13 protein-coding genes, 1 pseudogene and 1 other annotated feature are annotated in these 20,098 nt (G+C 34.7%); of the genes and pseudogenes, 10 read left to right on the forward strand and 4 right to left on the reverse strand.

Annotated features, from left to right (window positions below; translation table 11 throughout):
* Positions 1-84: 84 nt before the first annotated feature.
* From FC46_RS08250 to FC46_RS08260, 3 genes are read right to left on the reverse strand one after another with little or no spacing between them, the layout of a single operon-like run.
* The gene (locus FC46_RS08250; RefSeq protein WP_057799671.1) at positions 85-2,151 is read right to left on the reverse strand and encodes an alpha-galactosidase; all 2,067 of its coding nucleotides are present in this window, start codon (positions 2,149-2,151) and stop codon (positions 85-87) included.
* A 14-nt stretch (positions 2,152-2,165) separates the two neighbouring features.
* Positions 2,166-4,043 (reverse strand): PTS sucrose transporter subunit IIABC, encoded by a 1,878-nt coding sequence (locus FC46_RS08255; protein ID WP_057799673.1) that lies wholly within the window; start codon positions 4,041-4,043, stop codon positions 2,166-2,168.
* Between the two features lie 11 nt (positions 4,044-4,054).
* Complete coding sequence (locus FC46_RS08260) at positions 4,055-5,380, reverse strand: glycoside hydrolase family 32 protein (protein ID WP_083478042.1); 1,326 nt, start codon at positions 5,378-5,380, stop codon at positions 4,055-4,057.
* 117 nt (positions 5,381-5,497) lie between these two features.
* Between FC46_RS08260 and FC46_RS08265 the strand changes: the two genes are divergently transcribed.
* The 8 genes from FC46_RS08265 (at position 5,498) to FC46_RS08295 (ending at position 17,155) form a co-directional block, all read left to right on the forward strand.
* Positions 5,498-6,355 carry an AraC family transcriptional regulator gene (locus FC46_RS08265; RefSeq protein ID WP_057799675.1) on the forward strand — a complete coding sequence of 286 codons (858 nt, stop codon included), beginning with the start codon at positions 5,498-5,500 and terminating at the stop codon, positions 6,353-6,355.
* A complete protein-coding gene (locus FC46_RS08270; RefSeq protein ID WP_057799677.1) occupies positions 6,352-6,942 on the forward strand; it encodes a Crp/Fnr family transcriptional regulator in 591 nt (196 codons plus the stop codon). The genes FC46_RS08265 and FC46_RS08270 overlap by 4 nt, the downstream gene beginning before the upstream one ends.
* 69 nt (positions 6,943-7,011) lie before the next feature.
* A complete protein-coding gene (locus FC46_RS08275) occupies positions 7,012-7,956 on the forward strand; it encodes an alpha/beta hydrolase (RefSeq protein WP_057799679.1) in 945 nt (314 codons plus the stop codon).
* A 222-nt stretch (positions 7,957-8,178) separates the two neighbouring features.
* The gene (locus tag FC46_RS08280) at positions 8,179-13,020 is read left to right on the forward strand and encodes a S8 family serine peptidase (protein WP_057799681.1); all 4,842 of its coding nucleotides are present in this window, start codon (positions 8,179-8,181) and stop codon (positions 13,018-13,020) included.
* A 162-nt stretch (positions 13,021-13,182) separates the two neighbouring features.
* Positions 13,183-13,421, forward strand: a binding site (T-box leader).
* Positions 13,422-13,498: 77 nt separating this feature from the next.
* The gene (locus FC46_RS08285) at positions 13,499-15,133 is read left to right on the forward strand and encodes a peptide ABC transporter substrate-binding protein (RefSeq protein ID WP_057799683.1); all 1,635 of its coding nucleotides are present in this window, start codon (positions 13,499-13,501) and stop codon (positions 15,131-15,133) included.
* A gap of 13 nt (positions 15,134-15,146) precedes the next feature.
* Complete coding sequence (locus FC46_RS08290) at positions 15,147-16,352, forward strand: metal-dependent hydrolase family protein (RefSeq protein WP_057799686.1); 1,206 nt, start codon at positions 15,147-15,149, stop codon at positions 16,350-16,352.
* A 156-nt stretch (positions 16,353-16,508) separates the two neighbouring features.
* Entirely contained in the window at positions 16,509-16,658 is a 150-nt protein-coding gene (locus tag FC46_RS10160; RefSeq protein WP_236702307.1) for a hypothetical protein, read from the forward strand.
* 44 nt (positions 16,659-16,702) lie between these two features.
* Entirely contained in the window at positions 16,703-17,155 is a 453-nt protein-coding gene (locus tag FC46_RS08295) for a GNAT family N-acetyltransferase (protein WP_057799687.1), read from the forward strand.
* A gap of 56 nt (positions 17,156-17,211) precedes the next feature.
* On the opposite strand, the gene FC46_RS08300 is transcribed toward FC46_RS08295, so the two are convergent.
* Positions 17,212-18,327 (reverse strand): acyltransferase family protein, encoded by a 1,116-nt coding sequence (locus FC46_RS08300; RefSeq protein WP_057799689.1) that lies wholly within the window; start codon positions 18,325-18,327, stop codon positions 17,212-17,214.
* 142 nt (positions 18,328-18,469) lie between these two features.
* On the opposite strand from FC46_RS08300, the gene FC46_RS08305 reads away from it, so the two are divergent.
* Both FC46_RS08305 and FC46_RS08310 read left to right on the forward strand, forming a co-directional pair.
* Positions 18,470-18,952, forward strand: a complete 483-nt coding sequence (locus FC46_RS08305; RefSeq protein ID WP_057799691.1) for a nitroreductase family protein — start codon at positions 18,470-18,472, stop codon at positions 18,950-18,952.
* Positions 18,953-19,601: 649 nt separating this feature from the next.
* Positions 19,602-20,042: pseudogene (locus FC46_RS08310) on the forward strand (bifunctional aspartate transaminase/aspartate 4-decarboxylase); the annotation flags it as partial.
* Positions 20,043-20,098: the final 56 nt, after the last annotated feature.

Raw genomic sequence — 20,098 nt, forward strand, 5'->3', positions numbered from 1 at the left:
AATCAAACTAAAACAAACAGCTTGAAACTAATTTAGACAAGGAAAAACCAGAACCGAGGAGGGTTCTGGTGTATTTTAGTGCTTTCAAGTTTCAGTTAATTTAACCTTAGAGAGAGGAAGATACTGATCTAGTGTTTCATTAGGACGGGCTAGTTTACGGTAAAAACCCACAATTTGCTTATCACCGTTGGCTACAGCCCAAGAATAAACATTATCTTGAATTAATGGAGATATTTGATAAAAATTTCCATAATTCAGGAGTGTTCTATTACTCTTGTACCAAGAAGTATACTTTTGTATTTCTTTAAGTTCATCATCTGACAATTTGTTTAGATCTAATTCATATCCTAAGGAGCCAAAACAGGCAACATCTTGTCTAAATTTTAAATTTGTTTCACGAAAGATTTGTTCATTTGGTACTGCTGAAACGTGATTCACAAATGTTGAGAGAGGATATGCGAGTAACGTTCCAGTCATAATGTCTAATCTTTCGACTGCATCTGAATCATCACTTGGCCAAATTTTAGGACTGTAGTACAAAATTCCTAGATCAAAACGTCCACCACCACTAGCACAACCTTCGATTAATAATGATGGAAATTTTTTGAGCAGACGTTGATATAAGTCGTAGACACCTTGGATATATCGATGAAAAAATTCTCCTTGGGGACGTTTTATTCTTGTTAAATATGGAGAATAGGCCTCAGTGATATTGCGATTCATATCCCATTTAATGTAATCCACTTCAGCTTCTTGAATGATTTTTTCTATTTGAGAAAAAATATTATCTACTACCTCAGGATTACAAAAATCTAATACATATTGATGTCTACCGATACTGTATCTTGGATAGGGATGGTGAACTACCCAGTCAGGATGTTTTTTAAACAAAGGAGTATCGGCAGAGATCATTTCCGGTTCAAACCATAATCCAAATTTCATTTTTGAATTATGGACGTAATCACTGAACTTTTTTAAACCATGAGGAAACTTTTCTTTATTTACGGTCCAATTACCTAGAGAGCTATGACTGTTATTACGTTTTCCAAACCAACCGTCATCTAAAACAAAGCATTCAGTACCGATTGTAGCAGATTTATCAACTAATCTTTTTAAGCTTTTTTCATCGAAATCAAAGTAGGTTGCCTCCCAGTTATTAACTATAATCGGATAAGGTTTCTTATTCCATTTTGGGGAAATAATATGATTTTGAACAAAATTATGTGTTTGTCTTATCAAGCCGTTATAGCCGTTAATTGTGTAAAATAATACACCTTCAGGACTGGTAAAAGACTCGTTTGACCTTAACTGCCAAGAAAACGTTTCGGGATTAATACCGCTAGTCAGTCGGCAAGTATTCCACTGGTCAACTTGAACTTGAGCAATAAAGTTTCCAGAATAAATTAAGTTTGAAGCATAGATTTCACCAGAATTATTTGTAACTTTTTTGTCAACTAAAGCTACAAAGGGATTTTCTTCATGTCCAGATGCTCCACGTAAAGATTCGATCTTGGTAATTCCTTGCGATAAAGAACGTAAATGGATGTGTCTTTCTTTTAGCCAAGCACCAGATAATTGCAAAAAGTCATAGTCTGTCACTGGTAAAGAAAGGACATTACTTTGAATATTTTCAATTCTAATATTCTGTTTCCCTTGATTGATAATCTCAGCTTTTCTCACAATTGCGCTTGAGTTTGAAAAAAGGCTATAAGTTAGAACTAGTTTTAACTTGAGATCAGTTTCTTCCAGTTCAATGATTAAGTTTTCAGCATCTTTACCAAAAGAAGATGGATGATCTCCTCGCTTTTTTCCATAGGTGATTTGTGAAGAAACATATTTAAAATTTGGATACAGATAAGAGTTATTCACACTTAAGCTAAGTGCTCCTTCTCTAAAATCTCCGATTCCGTAAACAGGAAACTCTTGCATCTCAGCAGCTAAACTGAAATTTGGAAAGTTTATATCGAAATCTACAACATCAGCTGAACGAGTAGGTGAGCCAATTAAATAATTGAGATCATCAAAAGATAATTTGCCTAAATCTTTGCCATAATACAAATGACCTAGTTGACCATTCTGCATTACATAAAAAATATAGCTAACATTGGAATTGTGAAGATGAAAAAATTTATTGTTAATTACATCAATCATATTTAACCTCAATTTTATGCTTTGGTAGCAACTGCTATATCACCGTGTTTGATATCACCATATTTTTCTGGCAAGATTGCTTGATAAGCGGTCGTATTAGTAATGATCATCATAACAGTTGGGTCATAACCTTCGGACTCAACTTTATCAAGATCGAAACGTACTAATTCTTGACCAGCTTTGACATGCATACCCTGTTTAATGTTACTTTCGAAGTATTTTCCTTGAAGTTCAACAGTATCAATCCCAATGTGAATTAATACTTCTACACCATTGTCAGAGGTAATTCCAATAGCATGTTTGGTTGGGTAGGCAACTGTGATAGTTCCGTTTACAGGTGCAAAAACTTTACCTTCTATAGGGTTAAAGGCAATACCATCACCAAGTGATAATGATGAGAATACTTCATCTTTAGCTTTACTTAATTCAAAGGCTTCACCAGTTACAGGGCTTAAAATATTTTCATTTTCAAGTTTGATTTCTGCTAATTCTTCATTAGTATCTGCTAATTCAGCATCCATGTTCTTGGTGTAACCAAAAGCCCAGGTAAGTGCAAAACCACTAGCAAATGAAACTAAGTTAACCAAAATGTATAAAGGTAATTGATTGTTTAAGTAAAGTAAGGTTCCTGGAATTCCAGTTAAACCCATACCAGTTGCTTTTAATTGAAGTAATGATGCTAAGAAGCCACCAATACCACCAGCAATCATTGAACAAATGAATGGTTTAACTAATCTAAGTGAAACACCGAATACGGCAGGTTCAGTAATACCTAAGGCAGCTGATAATGATGAAGGGTAAGCAATTTGCTTCATCTTATTTGAATGAGTTTTAATAGCAACAGCTAATACAACACCAGCTTCTGCAATGTTACCGCAGGTACCAATTGGGTTTAAGAAGTCCCAGTGATATTGAGCAAGCATGTTGATTTCAAGCATATTCAAGATATGGTGGATACCGACAATACCTAATAATTGACCAAAACAACCGTAAAGGAAACCACCAATACCAAATGGTAATTCTAGTAAAGCAGAAACAGTAACTAATACTCCTTCTTCAACGCTGTGGAAGATAGGTCCTAATACAAGTAAACCGGCAATTAAACCAAACAATAAGGTTAAGAATGGACGAAGGATCAAATCAAGTGAATCTGGAATCCATTTTCTTAGCCATTTTTCAAACTTGGAAGCTAGAATTCCAGTCATAAATGCAGGCAAGACTGATCCTTGATAACCGGTAATAGGAATAAAGTTAAAAAGCATAATAGGTGAGATCTTACCTTGAGCTACTGCATAAGCATCAGGTAATGCCGGACTAACCAACATTAAGCCTAGAACAATACCGAGGACAGGAGTTCCACCGAAAATCTTAAATGTTGACCAACAAACTAATGCGGGTAAGAATGCGAAAGCAGTATCTGTCAGGATATTAGTAAGTAGTAATAATTCATGTGGGATACTTTTAGTTGTCATTCCGAAAAGTTGAAGAATGGAATCTTGAGTTAATAATCCTCTAAGCCCCATAAATAAACCTGTTGCAACTAATACTGGAATAATTGGCACAAAAACGTCACCAAATACACGAATACTTTGTTTAAATGAGAATTTCTTTTTAGTATTAGATGAAGATTCATCACTACTTCTGTTATTAAGAAGTGGAGCGAATTCATCATAGACCTTGTCAACAAGGCCAGTTCCTAAAATAATTTGATATTGGCCAGCATTAAAGAAAGAACCTTTAACTTTTGATAAGCTTTCAATTTCTTTAACTTTAACCTTACTTTTGTCTTTGACCATAACTCTTAAACGAGTGGCACAGTGCATAGCGGAATCAATATTATCGGATCCACCAACTAATTCAAATATTTTTTCTGCTAGTTCTTTGTTATTCATCTTTTTACCCTCTAAATTTTTAAATCCTTGATTTCAAATTTGAAATTATGGGATGATAAAAATATATTCTTTCTCTCATTTTCATTGCAAAAGTATCTTGCAGATAATACTTTTTCGCCATTATTGATAAAAATTTCAATAGCTGAGCGATCACAGTAAAAATCAATTTGATAAATCTCATTAATTTGAAAAGTCTTAGTGTTGAATTTTGAAGTTGACCAATCTTTTCTACGAAAAGTTAGATTTTTATTTTTATATTCAAGCTGAATGTTGTCATTAAAAAGACTTATTTCAAATTTTGAATTATTGGACGGATTAAAATGAAAAATTTCAAAACATAAATTTGAATCAAATTTGATTTCTTTTGTTTCTATTTTTTTTCTTGTCTGACTTGCATCAAGATATTCTTTGAGAGGCTGCTGGTATAATTTTCCATTTTTTAGAATCAATTCTCTTGGAAGAGTTAAACAATGCATATAACCGAATTGTTTAGTAGGACATGCTTCTTCTTGTGTGTCAGTCATACGGGACATCCAAGCTAACATGATTTTTCGACCAGATTTATCTTGAAATACCTGTGGTGAATAAAAATCAAATCCTTCGTCCAATTTAGTTAACTTGCTGTCAGGGATGAATCGATTGTTTTCTTGTTTTCCGATGTAATAAGCGGAATAACTAGAAATATCTTGATCAAGATTAATTTGTCGTTTTTGCGGACAAACTAGTAATAAACGCTTGTCTTTGAATGTAACCAGGTTAGGACATTCACACATTTGATCTAAGATTTTATTTTCAAAATATTTACCTTGATACTGCCATTTTTTTAAATCATCAGAAGTAAAAATAGCGATTGTTCCATGATGATTATCGGTTTGGGCTCCCACTAGCATCTGCCAATGATCATTTTCTTTGGAAATGAATGGATCTCGAAAATGTTCTGTATAGCCAGATGGGGTTTCTATTGTCTGTGGTTGCTTCACAAAGGTATTTTCTTTTTCCAAAATTGCATGAATTTGGTAGCTTTTTCGATTGCCATTATTTTTGGTGTTGCCAGTATAAAAAACATGAATTTTCCCATCCTTTGGAATAGCGCTTCCTGAATAAACGCCATCTTTGTCTTTAATAGTATCAGGGATTAAAGCTGACCCTTGGCTTTGCCAATGAATTAAATCAAATGAAGTTGTAAGCCCCCACTCTTTATAAGAATGATCTAGTTTGAAACGATTCCATTGATAAAAAACAAAATATTTTCCATGATCATAAATTAATCCATTTGGATCATTGATTAATCCATGGGTCGGTTCAATGTGAAGAATATTCTTATGGATATTTTTCATTGTTTCACCTACAATTCTTTTTTTATTTTTCTTTACAGCATTATTGTAAGCGGTTATACTATGTGAAAAGAATAGCTAAAATTAATATCTTTATGGAAAAATCTCAGATTTTATAGAATGTCAAAACTTTTACTAAATTATACAGATACATATACCGATTTTAATAACAAAGAAATTTCAGACTTTATTCTCTACAATTGTGGCGTAGAATATTGTGATCCAGGCTGGACCTATGGTCCTAAGCGACGGGATTATCATTTTATCCATTTTGTCAAAGAAGGTTGTGGAACACTTGAAATTGGTGAACATAAATTTCATGTTCATAAGAATCAATGCTTTATTGTTCCTAAAGGATATGTCTCAGTTTATACTGCAGATCAACAAAATCCGTGGGAATATTCATGGGTTGGTTTTCTAGGAATTCAATCTGATCGATATGTAGAATATTTATTAAATAATGGCACCTTTGTTTTTGATATAAGTGATGCAACTAGTTATGAAAAAGAAATTCGTAAGATTATCAATTTGCCTCACAATTCATTAGCCTCAGCATTGAAAGTTTCTGGAATTACATATAGTATTTTTGGCTCACTTATGGATGAATTAAATCCTGTTCAAATAAAAACTCATAATTCTGTTGCAACATTAGCTAAGCGATACATTGACTTGAATTATTCTGATGCAATAAAAGTTAGAGATGTGGCTAACTTTTTAGGCGTGAATGTAAATTACTTGAGTGATGCATTTAAGAAAGAAACTGGGAAGTCTCCTAAGCAGTACTTAAATAATTTGAGAATAAAAAAATCTCAAAATTTATTGGCAACTACTGAAAATTCGATTATTGTTGTTGCTAATTCAGTTGGATTTAAAGATTCACTTGCTTTTTCTAAAATGTTTAAAGCTAAAACGAATTATTCTCCGACTGCTTACAGAAAAAATTTCACTGAAAAAATGACTAAAGGTAACACGTTATGAAAACTGAAGTAAAAGAAAAATATCTAGCAAAAGCATTTGAAAAGTATGAAATAATAATTGCTGCATCAACGCTGCACAAACTTGCTTTGATATCAGAACAGGTAAATTTTCCACGTGGAAGCATGGTTTTAGGAGTCAATCAAACCCAATCAGCTGTGGATCTTATCACTCAAGGCTTAGCAAGATCTTATGTAACGGATGAAAAGGGCAATGATATTGTTCGAAATTTCATGTTAGAACAAGATTTTTTACTTGGTGAAAGTTTATTTTCTAATACTAGTATCGAATCGTTTGATGCAATTGAAGATTTATACTGTTTAAAGTTCGACGCAGATACTTTAAAACAAATTATTATGGAAAATGATCAACTGAAGACATTTTATATAAAAGCGCTCGAAGCCACATTGCAATACAAAATGAATCGAGAGTATGGTTTTCAAAATCTTGATGCAAAAGGTCGATATGAAGCTTTTCAAAAATTGTTCGGATCAGCCGAGAAGAGAATTCCACAGAATCAAATTGCTTCATACATAGGAATCAAAAAAGAAAGCTTGAGCAGACTTAGAAGAAAAATTCAAAATCGTTAACATAGGTTAATTACGAAAGTAAGCTCTATTGCTATAGTTAATACCATCAACAAGACGGAGGCTATAACAATGACAGCAACATATAAAAATCAAAAAGCTTGGAAAGAAGTAGAAAGTTTTCTCCCAGAAAAGTATCACTACAATGAAAATTATTGTCCAAGAGAAGAGCACTGGAACTGGAGAGGTAATAATGTTCATTTAGATACTTTTCGAAATCCTCAAGCTAAAGCAAAAATTATTATGTTTCATGGTGTAGGTACTAATGGTCGACAGATCTCTATGATTATTGGCGGACCACTTGCCCAAGATGGCTATGAAACAATTTCTGTGGATATGCCAACTTATGGTGTTACTAAAGTGGAAAAAGGTCAAAATATCAGTTATGATGATTGGGTTCAATGTGGATCTGATTTAATCGATCGCGAGCTTGAAAAAGATGATCGCCCAATTTTCTTATATGGACTTTCTGCAGGGGGGATGGAAACATACCATGTTGCTGCAAAAAATAAGAAAGTAAAAGGTATTATTGGAATGACCTTCTTAGATCAGCGAAGTAAAGATGTCCAGATGACAACTACAAGTAATTGGTTCTGGGGTACTTTTGGAACGCGATTAACAAAAATGGCAACTAACATGGGTCTTTCAAAATTTAAAATGAAAATGAGTATTCCTTCGAAAATGTCGGCTTTAGTGAATGATCCCGCATGCTTGAAGGTGATGTTGAATGATGCTACTTCTGGCGGAAATAAAGTATCAATGAGATTCATGAATAGTTATATGACTTATGCGCCTGAAGTAGAACCTGAAAATTTCAACGTTTGTCCAGTTTTGCTAACGCAACCAGATGCAGATAAATGGACACCACAATGGTTAAGTGACCCATTTTTGGATAAATTAACGCATGTAAAAGTTACGAGAACAACGTTAAGAAACGGTTCGCACTATCCAATTGAAGAAACCGCCTTAACAGATTTGTATGAAGCGATGCGAAGCTTTATTGAAGAAAATATATAACGAAAGCAATAGGCGAATATGATATTGATCCTACAAAAAGTAGGATCTTTTTTAATGTTTAAATAAAAATATAATCACTAAGCTATTAAATAATAGGCTGTTAATCAATTATTAAGTAATAGCATTAAAATAAAATAAATATTGTTATTGATTGTATTAAATAATCATGATAATATTTTAGGAAATATTAAAAAACACAACTATAGTTTGGAGGACGAAGCCATGACAAAATATATCTGGCCTAAGACGAGTAAATATTCCTATGTTTTGAAATCAAGACAGAGTCTTGATGAAATTGATACGAAGAGAAAGGCGTCAGCTATTGCAGCAGTACGTAATAAGTGGGTTGCCACTGCTGTTATTGCCTTGGCTTCAGGTTCAACTGTATTTTTAACAAATGGACAGGTTGTAAAAGCAGATACTAATAATCCAGAAGCCACTTTACAAGTTAAGACTGTTGAAAATGATGCGGTTGACACTTCATCAAATCAAGGTAACGAAGATAATGTTGGAGCACAAACAACTGAAACAAATCAAACATCACAAACAGAAACTGATCAGCAAGCTTCACAAGTTACCCCGCCAGCTAACAATCAGGATCATGTAAAAGGTAATGTTCAATCGGCATGGGATCAAGGTTACCAAGGGCAAGGAACGGTTGTTGCAGTAATTGACTCAGGTGCAGATACAGAACACAAAGATTTTCAGCAAATGCCTGAAAATCCTAAACTATCAAGAGAAGATATTCAAACTAAAATTGATCAACAGGGATATGGCAAATACGTGAACGAAAAGTTTCCGTATGTGTATAATTATGCGAATCGTGATAATGATTACATTAAATCTGATGATCTAAATCCTAATGATAGTGATCACGGTCAACACGTATCAGGGACTATTGCAGCAGATGGAAAACCTGATGGACAAAATCAGTATGTTGTGGGTGTTGCTCCTGAAGCACAATTAATGCAAATGAGAGTTTTTGGTCAATTTCCTGACGAAAAATTTGATGATGTTGCAAGAGCAATTTATGACGCAACTAATTTAGGTGCAGATGTAATTCAAATGTCAATTGGTATTGGTGTTGCTGATCGTCAATTAACCAACATTGAACAAAAAGCAGTTCAATACGCAATTGATCACGGCGTCTTTGTTTCAATTTCTGCCTCTAATAACGGTAACTCTGCTTCAGTTTCTAACACTAACAATATTAGTTCACCAAGTGGGTACCAAAGTGGTTCAAATAAAGGAAATTATGAGCCAATTAATTCTGGTACTGTTGCCAATCCAGGTGCTTCTCAAAATGCATTAACAGTTGCAGCAGAAACTTCTGGGCTAGGTTCTGCTAGTGATATGGCATACTTCTCATCTTGGGGACCAACTTCGGACTTTACTTTGAAGCCAGATATTGCGGCTCCTGGATATCGTGTTGTATCTACGATTAATGATGATCGATATGGTACAAAAAGTGGTACTTCTATGGCAGGTCCATTTGCGGCAGGTGCTGCAGCACTTGTACTTCAAAGATTGAAGCAAACTAATCCAGAATTAACAGGTGCTGAACGAGTTAAAGTAGCCAAAGCATTATTGATGAATAGTGCAAATATTCAAACTCAAAATGGATACACAACACCAGTATCTCCAAGAAGACAAGGTGCTGGCCAAATTGACGTTGGAGCTGCAACTGCTGCACCAGTTTATGTTACTGGAGAAGATGGTATTGGGTCAGTTTCACTTCATCAAGTAGGTGATAAAACAACTTTTACCTTGAATTTCCATAATTTAACTGAGCAAGAACAAAGCTATACCTTTGACGATTTAGGTGGCGGTTTTACTGAAGTTAGAGATGAAACAAACGGGACTTTCCATGACGAACAACTTGCTGGTGCGAGAGTAAATGGTGAAAATACCTTTAAATTAGCTGCTGGTGAAACAAAGCAACTTCAATTTAGTTTAGATTTAACTGGTCTTAATAAGAACCAAATTGTCGAAGGTTGGCTTCGCTTTACTAATGATGATGGTAAATCAAAAGTTGTTGTTCCATACTTGTCATACTATGGTGACTTAACCAGCGAAAATGTTTTTGATAAGAATGCTAATGAAAAAGCAGATATCTATGGTAATGAATTTGTAGATGAAAACAATTATCCATTAGGTGTTGCTGATCAAGATTCTTTGAAGAAACTCTATGGGTCAGACGGTGCAGAAAACTGGCAAGAAATTGCTAAATTGTACGAAAGTGGAAAAGTGGCATTTTCACCAAATAATGATTCTAACAGTGATTTGATCAAACCATTCGCTTTCTTAAAGCAAAACCTGAAGGACTTGCAAGTCCAAATCTTAGATTCTAACGGAAAAGTAGTTAGAGTAGTTGCAGATGTTCAAGGTGTAGATAAATCTTACGACAATAATGGTGTTACTACTGATCTTTCTGCATCAGTCTCAATGAGAGACAACCCGAATGCTTTTGAATGGGATGGTAAGGTTTATGATTCAAAGACTGGCCAGATGGTTACTGCTAAAGATGGGAATTACACATATCGCTTTGTGGCAACACTCTGGAATAGTGGTGACAACCAAAAACAAACTGCTGATTTCCCAGTAATTGTTGATACTAAGGCTCCAAAAATCTCAAACTTTACTTATAATGCTGCAGATCACACTCTTTCTGGTACCTATTCAGATGAAGGTGCAGGATTTACTAGCTATTCATTTGCTAACGTTAAGATTAATGACAAGGTTTTTGCTCATAAGCTTGATGACAGTGAAAGTGGTACAGGATTTGAAGATGCAGATAAGACAAAAGGTCACTTTAATTTTGTTTTATCAGAAGAAGAACAAGCTGCATTATCAGGTGTGAAGAATCAAATTAGTGTAGTCTTGAGTGATGTTGCGAACAATTCTAGCTTTGAAACTGTTGAGGTTGAAGGACCAGGCACGACACCTGTTGTAGTTTGGAATGCAACTAATGGTGCTACTTTTAATAAGAATTCTGCAGATTATGATAAGGCAACTGATACTTATTACTTAAAGGGTTCTGCCAATGAAGATTTCTACTTGAATGGAGCTAAGGTTCAAGTTCAAAATGGTACCTTTGTTGTACCTGTTAAGGCAGACGCTAAAAACCTCGTGTTCTCAAGGGATGCAGAAGGTAATGATGTTGTTAATGCATTAAGTACTTACACTCCTGCTTCATTCTTTGAATGGCAAACAGTGGATACGAGACCAACCAGTTTTGGTCTTTCCCTTAATGCAGTTAGAACTAATAATGTCGAAGATACAATCGTTCAAGCGGCAGTAACACAGGGAAATTCTGGTGTCAAAGTTGAAGCATATGCGCAAGATTACTTCACTAATCGGATTTATGTAGGCGAAGTTAAAGACGGCGTAGCGACTTTCCACGTTAATGGTGTAAGAACTGTTCTAAGAGGATGGACAGTTGTAACTAATTCTGCTGGATATGAAGATCGAAGCAGTCAAGCGGGACCATCAAGTTACAGCCCAATCTACTTGGGAGTGGTTTATGATCCAACAGCGGAAACTCATCAAGTATACACTACTGCAGAACAACTAGGTGTTGATTATCAAGAAAAACCAAGTGAATCATTTGGTCCAGTTCCAGGTGCTTTACCAGGCCACAGCTTATCAGATTTAACAACTAGAACTGATCTAAATCCAGATATTCATTTCGATTACATGAACGATAATGACACTACTAGATTTGGCGAAAACGCTGTTGCACTAGGTTACTACAACCCATTGACTCATAAATTTACTGTTAAGGGTAATGTGGATCAAGGCGTTCAAAGTTTGACTGTCTTAGGTGATAATTCAAATGAAGATGCTCCTGAAAACCAAGTTCAACTTGGTCAAGACGGTCAATTTACATTCTCATTTACAGCTGACCCAACAGGGCAACGTCCACTAGCTTACATCTACACTAAACAAGATGGTCAAAGAGTTCGCGGTACTTTGAACTTAATCTTGGATGTTGTTAAACCAAATCTTACAGTTGATCAAGTGAATGGAAATGAATTAGAAGTTTGGACTAATACTCCAGTCTTCAGATTGTCAGGGAAGGTAAATGATAATCTTGATGGCTACCGTTTGTTTGTAAATGGAAATAACATCTACAGAGAATTCCTGAATTCTGGTTATAACAGACTAGAAGGCTTGAATACTGATACTGATCAAGTAAATCCATATCCAGCACATGAATTTTCTGAGGAATTCCAATTGAATGATGACGGTGAAAATCCAACCACTCATATTTTCACTGTTTACGCAGTTGACCAAGTAGGCAATCGTGTTGAAAAGAAGATTACGGTTCACTATGATCCACAATACATGGTTCCAACTACTCCAGAAAAGCCAAATACTGGTGATAATACTTCTGTAGTAATTCCGGATCAAACTGCAAATACTGATGCGTCAGGAAATCAAACAGAAGCGTTGGTAGTTAAGACATTTACTCTTCAGCACAATGCATTTGTTTATGACGGAGATGGTCAAGTAGTTGTTTTGGATGACAAGAAATTAGTTTTACCTAAAGGACAAACTATTTCAGCACTTCAAAATGGTCAAGTATTCACAATTCAAGGAAACAAATTCTATCAAATTGGACAAAATAGATATGTGAAGACTGCCAACACTGTGTTACAAACACCTAAGCGTTTACAATTATTGCATAATGCTTATGTTTACGATGAACAAGGTAGAGTAGTTACTAGCAACGGTAAAAAAGTTCTCCTTAAGAAAAAACAATGGATCAATGCATTGAATAATGCTGAAAAAGTAACAATTCAAGGCAAAAAGTTCTATAGATTAGCTAATGGTCAATTTGTTAAGGTGGCTAATACTGAAAAGCAAGCTGCTAAGAAATTAAAATTGACTCGTAATGCATTTGTATATGACGAAAATGCTAAAAGAGTTCGCAGTGAAAGAACTTTGCGCAAAGGCACTACGATTGATGCTCAGAACAACGCAGAAAAGTATACACTTCGTGGTAAGTCATATTATCAACTTTCAAACAATAGATATGTTAAAGTAGCTAATACTTTATAAAACAGAAAAACCAACGAAATCTTGCAAATGAGCGAGAAATCGTTGGTTTTTTGTTGTTTAATTAAGATTAAAAAAGCACTAGAAAAATTAATTTTAAGAAAATTTTGATTTATAGTTGACATTTATTTTTAATGCTGTAGTATTATGTTCAACGAAAAAATTATGACAGCTTTGAGAAGGAAAGTACGTTAAATGAGTAGCTTTCAGAGAGTTCCTGGTTGGTGAGAAGGAATAGCGAAAGTTTTGCTGAAAATCACCTTTGAGCAGAAATTACGAATTGAGTAGTTTCAGGGACCGCCCTTTACAGCGGCGACGTATCGCTCATCATTGATGGGCCGCACGTGCATGAGGCTGACTTTGTCAGCGAAAGATAGGTGGTACAGCGCTGAGGCGCCCTATTAGGTCAATATGATCTAGTAGGGCGCCTTTTTTCTTTATCAAGTTGTTAAATTTAAGATTAATATTCGAGGGGTTTAACATGAAGAAAGAATTAAAGACGTTAACGAGATCATTACTAGTAATGGGCACTGTATTCACTTTATCTGCTTGCTCAAATTCTAATTCTAGTTCACAATCAACTAACACAAAAGATTTGAAAAAATCTATGTCCTGGATGACTACTTCTGAGATTCAAACTTTAGATCAATCCAAGATGGTTGATACAACAAGTGGTGAACAAGCCAAAAATGTTTATGAAGGGCTATATAGACAAGCAAATAACGGTAAGGTTGTACCAGGCGTTGCTTATAAATCTAAAACAAGTAAAGATGGGCTCACTTGGACATTTTATTTGAGAAAAAATGCTAAATGGAGTAATGGTGATGATGTTACAGCTAACGACTTTGTTTATTCACTTCGTAGAACTTTAGATCCTAAAACTCAATCTCAACAGCAAAATCATTTTTCTTCAGTTAAAAATGCTAATGCAGTTGTATCTGGAAAGAAACAGCCTTCTTCTTTAGGCGTTGAAGCAAAAGATAAACATACACTAGTTGTTCATTTAGATCATCCAGTACCTTACTTTAAACAATTAAATTGGAATCCAGTTAATCAGAAAGCTGTTGAAAAATATGGCAAAAAATATGGTACCGCATCGAAATATAGCGTATATAACGGTGCATTTGTCAGTGAAGGTTGGAGCGGAACTAATTTAACTTGGAAGCTTAAAAAGAATAAGTATTATTGGGACGCAAAAAATGTGAAATTAGACACAGTTAACTACAGCGTTCAAAAGACACCATCAACCGACTACAACTTATACCAAGGTAATAAACTTGACGGCGCATACCTTGATACTCAAGCTTCTAAGCAATTAAAAAATCAACCTGGATATCGAGTTTTCAAATTAGATAGAACAGAGTATTTAACTTATAACGTTTCTAAAAATAAAGATTTAGCCAATGTGAACTTACGTAGAGCATTTTCAATGGCACTTAATAGAAAACAATTGGCTAATACTGTTGGTGGTGCTAATACAGTAGCTACTGAGTTTACTGGACCACAAGAAAATGTAAATAACCAAAACTTTAATGAATACTCAAGAAAGAATTTGAAGAACCAACAATACACTAGCTTTGATAAAGCAGAAGCTAAGAAATTGTTTAATCAAGCACTTAAAGAATTGGGCAAGAGCAAAGTTACTTTAACTTTAGGCGGCGACGATGACGATGTTTCAAAGAAGGTAATGGAATACGTACAAAGTCAACTAGAAGATACTTTTGGTTCAAAATTGACTTTAAATGTTAGAAGTATGCCAAAGACGACACGTGTAAGTAATATGTTGAATGGCGACTATGACGTTGACTTTACCGGTTTAACCACTGATTATAACGATCCATATGCAATGTTGAGCGTTATGATGAAAGGTCAAAATTACAATTTTGGTAAATGGGATAACGCAGCTTACAACACAGCACTTGAAAAATCAGATAAAGAAATGAATGCAAACAAGAGAATGAAGTATTTACTTGAAGCAGCACAAGTATTGAATGATCAACAACCACTTACTCCTTTGTATCATGATGGGCAAGCATGGATGGTTCGTGAAAGTGTACATAATTTAGGCTTCAATGGTGGTTCATTTGACTTTAAGAATACATATGTAACCAAGTAATGAGGAAAAGATAATGACTAAAACTGTTTTTGAAAATTGTAATTTATTTGTTGGTACTAGTGAGAAACTAGTTTCTGATGCCTGGTTTGTCGTAGATGACGAAACTGGTAAACTTGTGAAAAGCGGGAGCGGTCAATGCACAGAAGATGTAGATAAGCGTGTTGATCTTGAAAGACAATATGTGATGTCAGGTTTGCTAAATGCACACACTCATATCGGTTCTCTCAGTTTAAATGATCCGTCTTTTCCAACTACTGAAACTTCAGTCACTTATAATGCATTGAAGAACTTGCGTGATGGGCTTCGTGGTGGTGTAACTTATATTAGAAGTTGTGGTGTACCATTCGATGTTGATGTTAAATTGAAACAGATGAGAAAGAAATTGCCTTTTGAAGGGCCAGAATTAAAGCCAGCAGGGATGCCGATATCAATTTTGGGTGGGCACGCTGATTATATGGTCGGTGAAAATAAAGATGAAAATGTATCACATCTGGTGAATTCTCCTGATGATGTCCGTCGTGCAGTTCGTGAACAATTTAAAAAAGGTGCTGAAAACGTCAAATTAATGGCAACTGGTGGAATCATGTCACAAGGCGATCAAGTTGATGATACAGAACTTTCTTTAGAAGAAATGAAGATGGCGGTTGAAGAAGCACATTCCAAGCATATGACAGTTTGTGCACACGCAGAAGGTCGTCTTGGCATCCATTACGCAGTTGTTGCCGGCGTTGATTCAGTTGAACATGGTTTTTATGTAAGTGATGAAGATATTGAGTTGATGAAAAAGCAAGGAACATTTTTATCACCAACCTTAATAGCTGGACGATTGATCGTAGATCATGGAAAAGGCAAATTATCAGATTTTTCATATCAAAAGATGTGCGATCATGTTGATGCTTTTTATGCACACGTTGGAAAGGCGATTAAAGCTGGGGTTAAGTTGGCACTTGGAACAGATGCAGGAACTTTTATGAACCCATTAGAAAACAGTTCTAAAGAACTTGTAGAACTTGTTAGAGCTGGTGCCAGCAATTATCAAGCTTTGCGTGCTGCTGGAATGGGATCAGCAGAACTACTTAAAGTTGATAAAGAATATGGTTCTCTTGAACCAGGAAAATATGCAGACTTTTTGGTATTGAAGGAAAATCCGTTAGAGGATGTTAAGGCAGTTCAGCAAGAAGATAAGCAAGTTTATCAACATGGTGTTAGAAAATTTTAATAAGAATAATTATAGAAAGACGAGCGCGGCTGCACTCGTTTTTTTAGTGGTTAATTAAATTAAGAGATTTTAGAAATCATGAATTATAGAATAAGATCTAAAGACATCTAAAATATAAATAAAGATCTAAAGAGATATGAAAAAGAGGTTGAGAATATGACGAGAATTGTGAATCCATTTGATCCAAATTTTGGAAAGATTCCAAAAATATATTTAGGAAGACAACATATTGTTGATGAGGTTGTAGATTCTCTGAATACTCAAACTGGCCGTTATCAAATTTCAATGATTTATGGGATTAGATAAATGATAAATATATGGATAATTATAAATGTGAAAGGATTTATCCAATGCAAATTACACCAACTAAAATACCAACAGAAAAACATTGGCAGTTATATCTTCGAGCTGATCCGTCCAAGCGCTTAATTCAAAAATATCTTCAAAATGGTTTTGCTTTTGAAATCGATGATAATAGGGAGCCAATTGGTGTGATTATTCTGACTCCACAGAGTGAGAACGAATTAGAAATAAAAAATATTGCGGTAGCTGAGGGTCATGAGAATCAAGGAATTGCCACCCAGCTGCTTAAATACGCTCGACATTTTGCGAAGTTTCATGGCTATGAAACTCTAACGATTGGTACAGGGTCAACTAGTTTTAAGCAATTGTATTTGTATCAAAAGCTGGGGTTTAGAATTACTGAAGTTAAGAAAGATTTCTTCGTGAAAAATTACTCCGAACCAATTTATGAAAGTGGACTTCACTTGCAAGATATGATTTTATTAAGGCAAAAAATCTAAGAAAGAAAAAAGCACTCGTATTGAATTGAAATATGAGTGCTTTTTAAATGCGATAATTAATTCGTCTGTGGGTGAACTTTGAGTAAGATTTTCTTAGTTTTAGTCCACCAAACATGTAGCAGGTATGCTGAAGAAAATGACAATATCCACGTAAATAGCCAGCAATCAAATAATGTCAGATAGGGATGAAAAATAGCGTGATACTGCATATTCAACCCGCGCCAGATTAATTGACTCCAAAAGACGTTTGATAAATAAGCGCGATAGGCATATGTTGCCAAAAAATGGAAGATTTTCAAGTTACCAATTTGTTGCTGTCTCACTTGATATAGAGCAAGTGCAGCCACCAAACCAATAACTGCCAAACTATAAAACGTCATCGAGGGCTTGTAATAGGGGGCGTTATAGAAATTAACTGGATATCCGAATTGACTTAATTCATAATTAGTCCAAATAAAGCAAGCGATGAAAAGTAAGGCAATTATCCACCAAAATTTCGTAATCCATTGGTTAACATAGCTTCTGAACTGCCACGCTAAAACACCAAAGATAGCGTAAATAAATACTCGATCTAATAAGTACCAATCAGTTTGGTGAATACCATGGAAAACATAGTTGTCATAAAAAAACAACCAGCCAAGATAGAGAATTGTGGTAAGAAGAGCTACAGTAATACCGCGTTTTGGCGAATTGCTTACATAACGGCTAATTGCCCAAAATATTGGCATCAAGATGATAAATTGCAGCATCATTGTGTTGTACCACAAGTGTGGAGCAGCGTTTCCGTTAATAAATTGCCAGCAAAAACTAGCAAGATTGTGAAATTTATTAATTTGCTGCAGCCAAGGCATGCCTAATAGGTAAATTAACGTCCACCAAATAGTTGGTATAAATAAGTTGGACCAATTATCATGCATGTGCTTTTGGCAAGAAAAGTTACCGTTAAGGTCATTGATGCGAATAGTGGTGTATAGAATGCCAAAGATAAAAGCTGGCGCGGTATATTTTACTAAGTTATAGAGAATGCCAAAGCCAAATTGCGTTTGCGTTGATTGATGCAGATTTACAATCATGCTCATAATCGGCTGTGACATTACCGCTGTACAAGCAAAAACTTTCAAATAGTCACCAATATCGGCGATATGATAACTAGGATATTCGTATTTTTTCACGATCAGGTTCCTTCTTAGAGATGATATGTTTATACCATGTTGAATATATCTATTTTCTTTTGAAAAAACAAGGTTCATATCATTGAATAAGTGTATTAAAATGTCTGTGAAAACGTTTTAGAAATGGAAAGAAGGAAGTTTCATGGATTCGATTTTTAGAAGAAGAGCAGTTAGAAAATATACTGATGAAAAAGTAGACGAAGAAAAAATCCAAAAGTTAATTGATGCCTTTCAAGCTGCACCATGCGGGATGCATCAAACTGATGTGATGGAACTTAGCGTAATTACTGATCCAGAACTATTGCAAAGGATTGAAGACAGCACTAGGAATTCCTGTTATAACGCTTCGCTTGTATTTATGATCAATACCAAGAAGGGAAGTCAATTTGGTGAGAGAGATGCTTCAGTAGCCGCAGAGAATGTGATGGTTGAAGCGGTAGACTTAGGGTTAGCTTCTGTGTACGTTATGGGCGGCGCTATGGCGATGAATCAATTTCCTAATCTTCAAAAAGATCTAGGTATGAGTGAGGGCTTTGAAACCTCTGTACTTGTGCCGATTGGTTATGCAGCTGAAGATGGAAGCTTAGAAGATCGTTCTAAGCGTTATAACGTTGTGAGAAAATGACAAAAGAACGCCGATATAACACGATTGAGTGCGAGTTATCGGCGTTCTTTTTTCTTAGGATGCAAGAAAGGTTTAGATTTGCAAATTAATACAATGATTTGTGAAAATGAAAATAATTTTAATACTCATTTTTGGAAAAATTCTAAAAGTTTTTCTTTCATGAGATTTTATTGCAGTTAACTTAGTAAATGAGTTAAAGAATTTAAATATTTTGTAAATTGAAAAGGTAAATCATATTAGCTGATTTATCTTTTTTTGTACATGAAATCATTTCCTGGGAAATTATAATAATGATTTTTACGATATTTTTTTGAAAATAATATTATTATGTATTGTGTATATATTAACATCGTTATCGTTAAAACACAAATTACTAAATTATATATTATAAAATAAGTTATTTATTTTAGTTATTTAATAGGTAATCATAAATAAATTTTTATAATAATCATTGCCAATTATAAGCATAATGCAGCATGAAGTTATTTTATTCAACTAACAAAATTAAAAGTGAAATTCAAGCTGTTATTTTTGCGGATTTAGAATAATGGTGGTACGCTCAAGGTGTAAATGATTAAAGTATTAGTTATTTACAACATCTATTGTTTGATTTTAGAGAAGGTAAGATCTTCTTAGGAGCGTAAGTAAAATGGATGTTTCAGAAGAAAAGAAGCTAGAAGCGCTAGGAGCTTTTGAAATTAGTAGAAAGATGTTAGCACTAGCTCAAAAGAATGAAAAGAGTAACATTTTTTTAAATGCTGGTCGTGGTAATCCAAATTGGATTCAAACTCAAGCTCGGTTGGCATTTGTGAGATTGATCCAATTCGGTGTGCAAGAATCTAAAGAAACTATCAATAACGGCATTATGGCTGGTTATATTGAAAAAGATGGTATTAGAGAAAGATTATTTGCATTCCTTGATCCTGATAACAACGAGGAAGACAAATTCTTAATCGATGCAGTTAATTATTGCCAGGACAAATTAGGCTTGAATCGCGACGATGTTGTTGCAGAGTGGGTCAACGGGGCAATTGCTAATAACTATCCAGTACCAGACAGATGTTTAGTTAATACAGAAAAAATTATTAACGGCCGATTGTAAAATGAAGTTGGACACTATGTCCTAAATTAAAAAAGGTCATTTGA

The organism is Lactobacillus kalixensis DSM 16043, from assembly GCF_001434335.1.
Lineage (GTDB): Bacteria > Bacillota > Bacilli > Lactobacillales > Lactobacillaceae > Lactobacillus > Lactobacillus kalixensis.

What these genes read in the sequence shown, in the direction of transcription:
- FC46_RS08305 (WP_057799691.1), top strand. Translation starts at nt 18,470, where the DNA reads ATGGATTCGATTTTTAGAAGAAGAGCAGTTAGAAAATATACTGATGAA.
- FC46_RS08295 (WP_057799687.1), top strand. Translation starts at nt 16,703, where the DNA reads ATGCAAATTACACCAACTAAAATACCAACAGAAAAACATTGGCAGTTA.
- FC46_RS08290 (WP_057799686.1), top strand. Translation starts at nt 15,147, where the DNA reads ATGACTAAAACTGTTTTTGAAAATTGTAATTTATTTGTTGGTACTAGT.
- FC46_RS08285 (WP_057799683.1), top strand. Translation starts at nt 13,499, where the DNA reads ATGAAGAAAGAATTAAAGACGTTAACGAGATCATTACTAGTAATGGGC.
- FC46_RS08260 (WP_083478042.1), bottom strand. Translation starts at nt 5,380, where the DNA reads ATGAAAAATATCCATAAGAATATTCTTCACATTGAACCGACCCATGGA.
- FC46_RS08275 (WP_057799679.1), top strand. Translation starts at nt 7,012, where the DNA reads ATGACAGCAACATATAAAAATCAAAAAGCTTGGAAAGAAGTAGAAAGT.
- FC46_RS08250 (WP_057799671.1), bottom strand. Translation starts at nt 2,151, where the DNA reads ATGATTGATGTAATTAACAATAAATTTTTTCATCTTCACAATTCCAAT.
- FC46_RS08255 (WP_057799673.1), bottom strand. Translation starts at nt 4,043, where the DNA reads ATGAATAACAAAGAACTAGCAGAAAAAATATTTGAATTAGTTGGTGGA.
- FC46_RS08270 (WP_057799677.1), top strand. Translation starts at nt 6,352, where the DNA reads ATGAAAACTGAAGTAAAAGAAAAATATCTAGCAAAAGCATTTGAAAAG.
- FC46_RS10160 (WP_236702307.1), top strand. Translation starts at nt 16,509, where the DNA reads ATGACGAGAATTGTGAATCCATTTGATCCAAATTTTGGAAAGATTCCA.
- FC46_RS08265 (WP_057799675.1), top strand. Translation starts at nt 5,498, where the DNA reads ATGTCAAAACTTTTACTAAATTATACAGATACATATACCGATTTTAAT.
- FC46_RS08280 (WP_057799681.1), top strand. Translation starts at nt 8,179, where the DNA reads ATGACAAAATATATCTGGCCTAAGACGAGTAAATATTCCTATGTTTTG.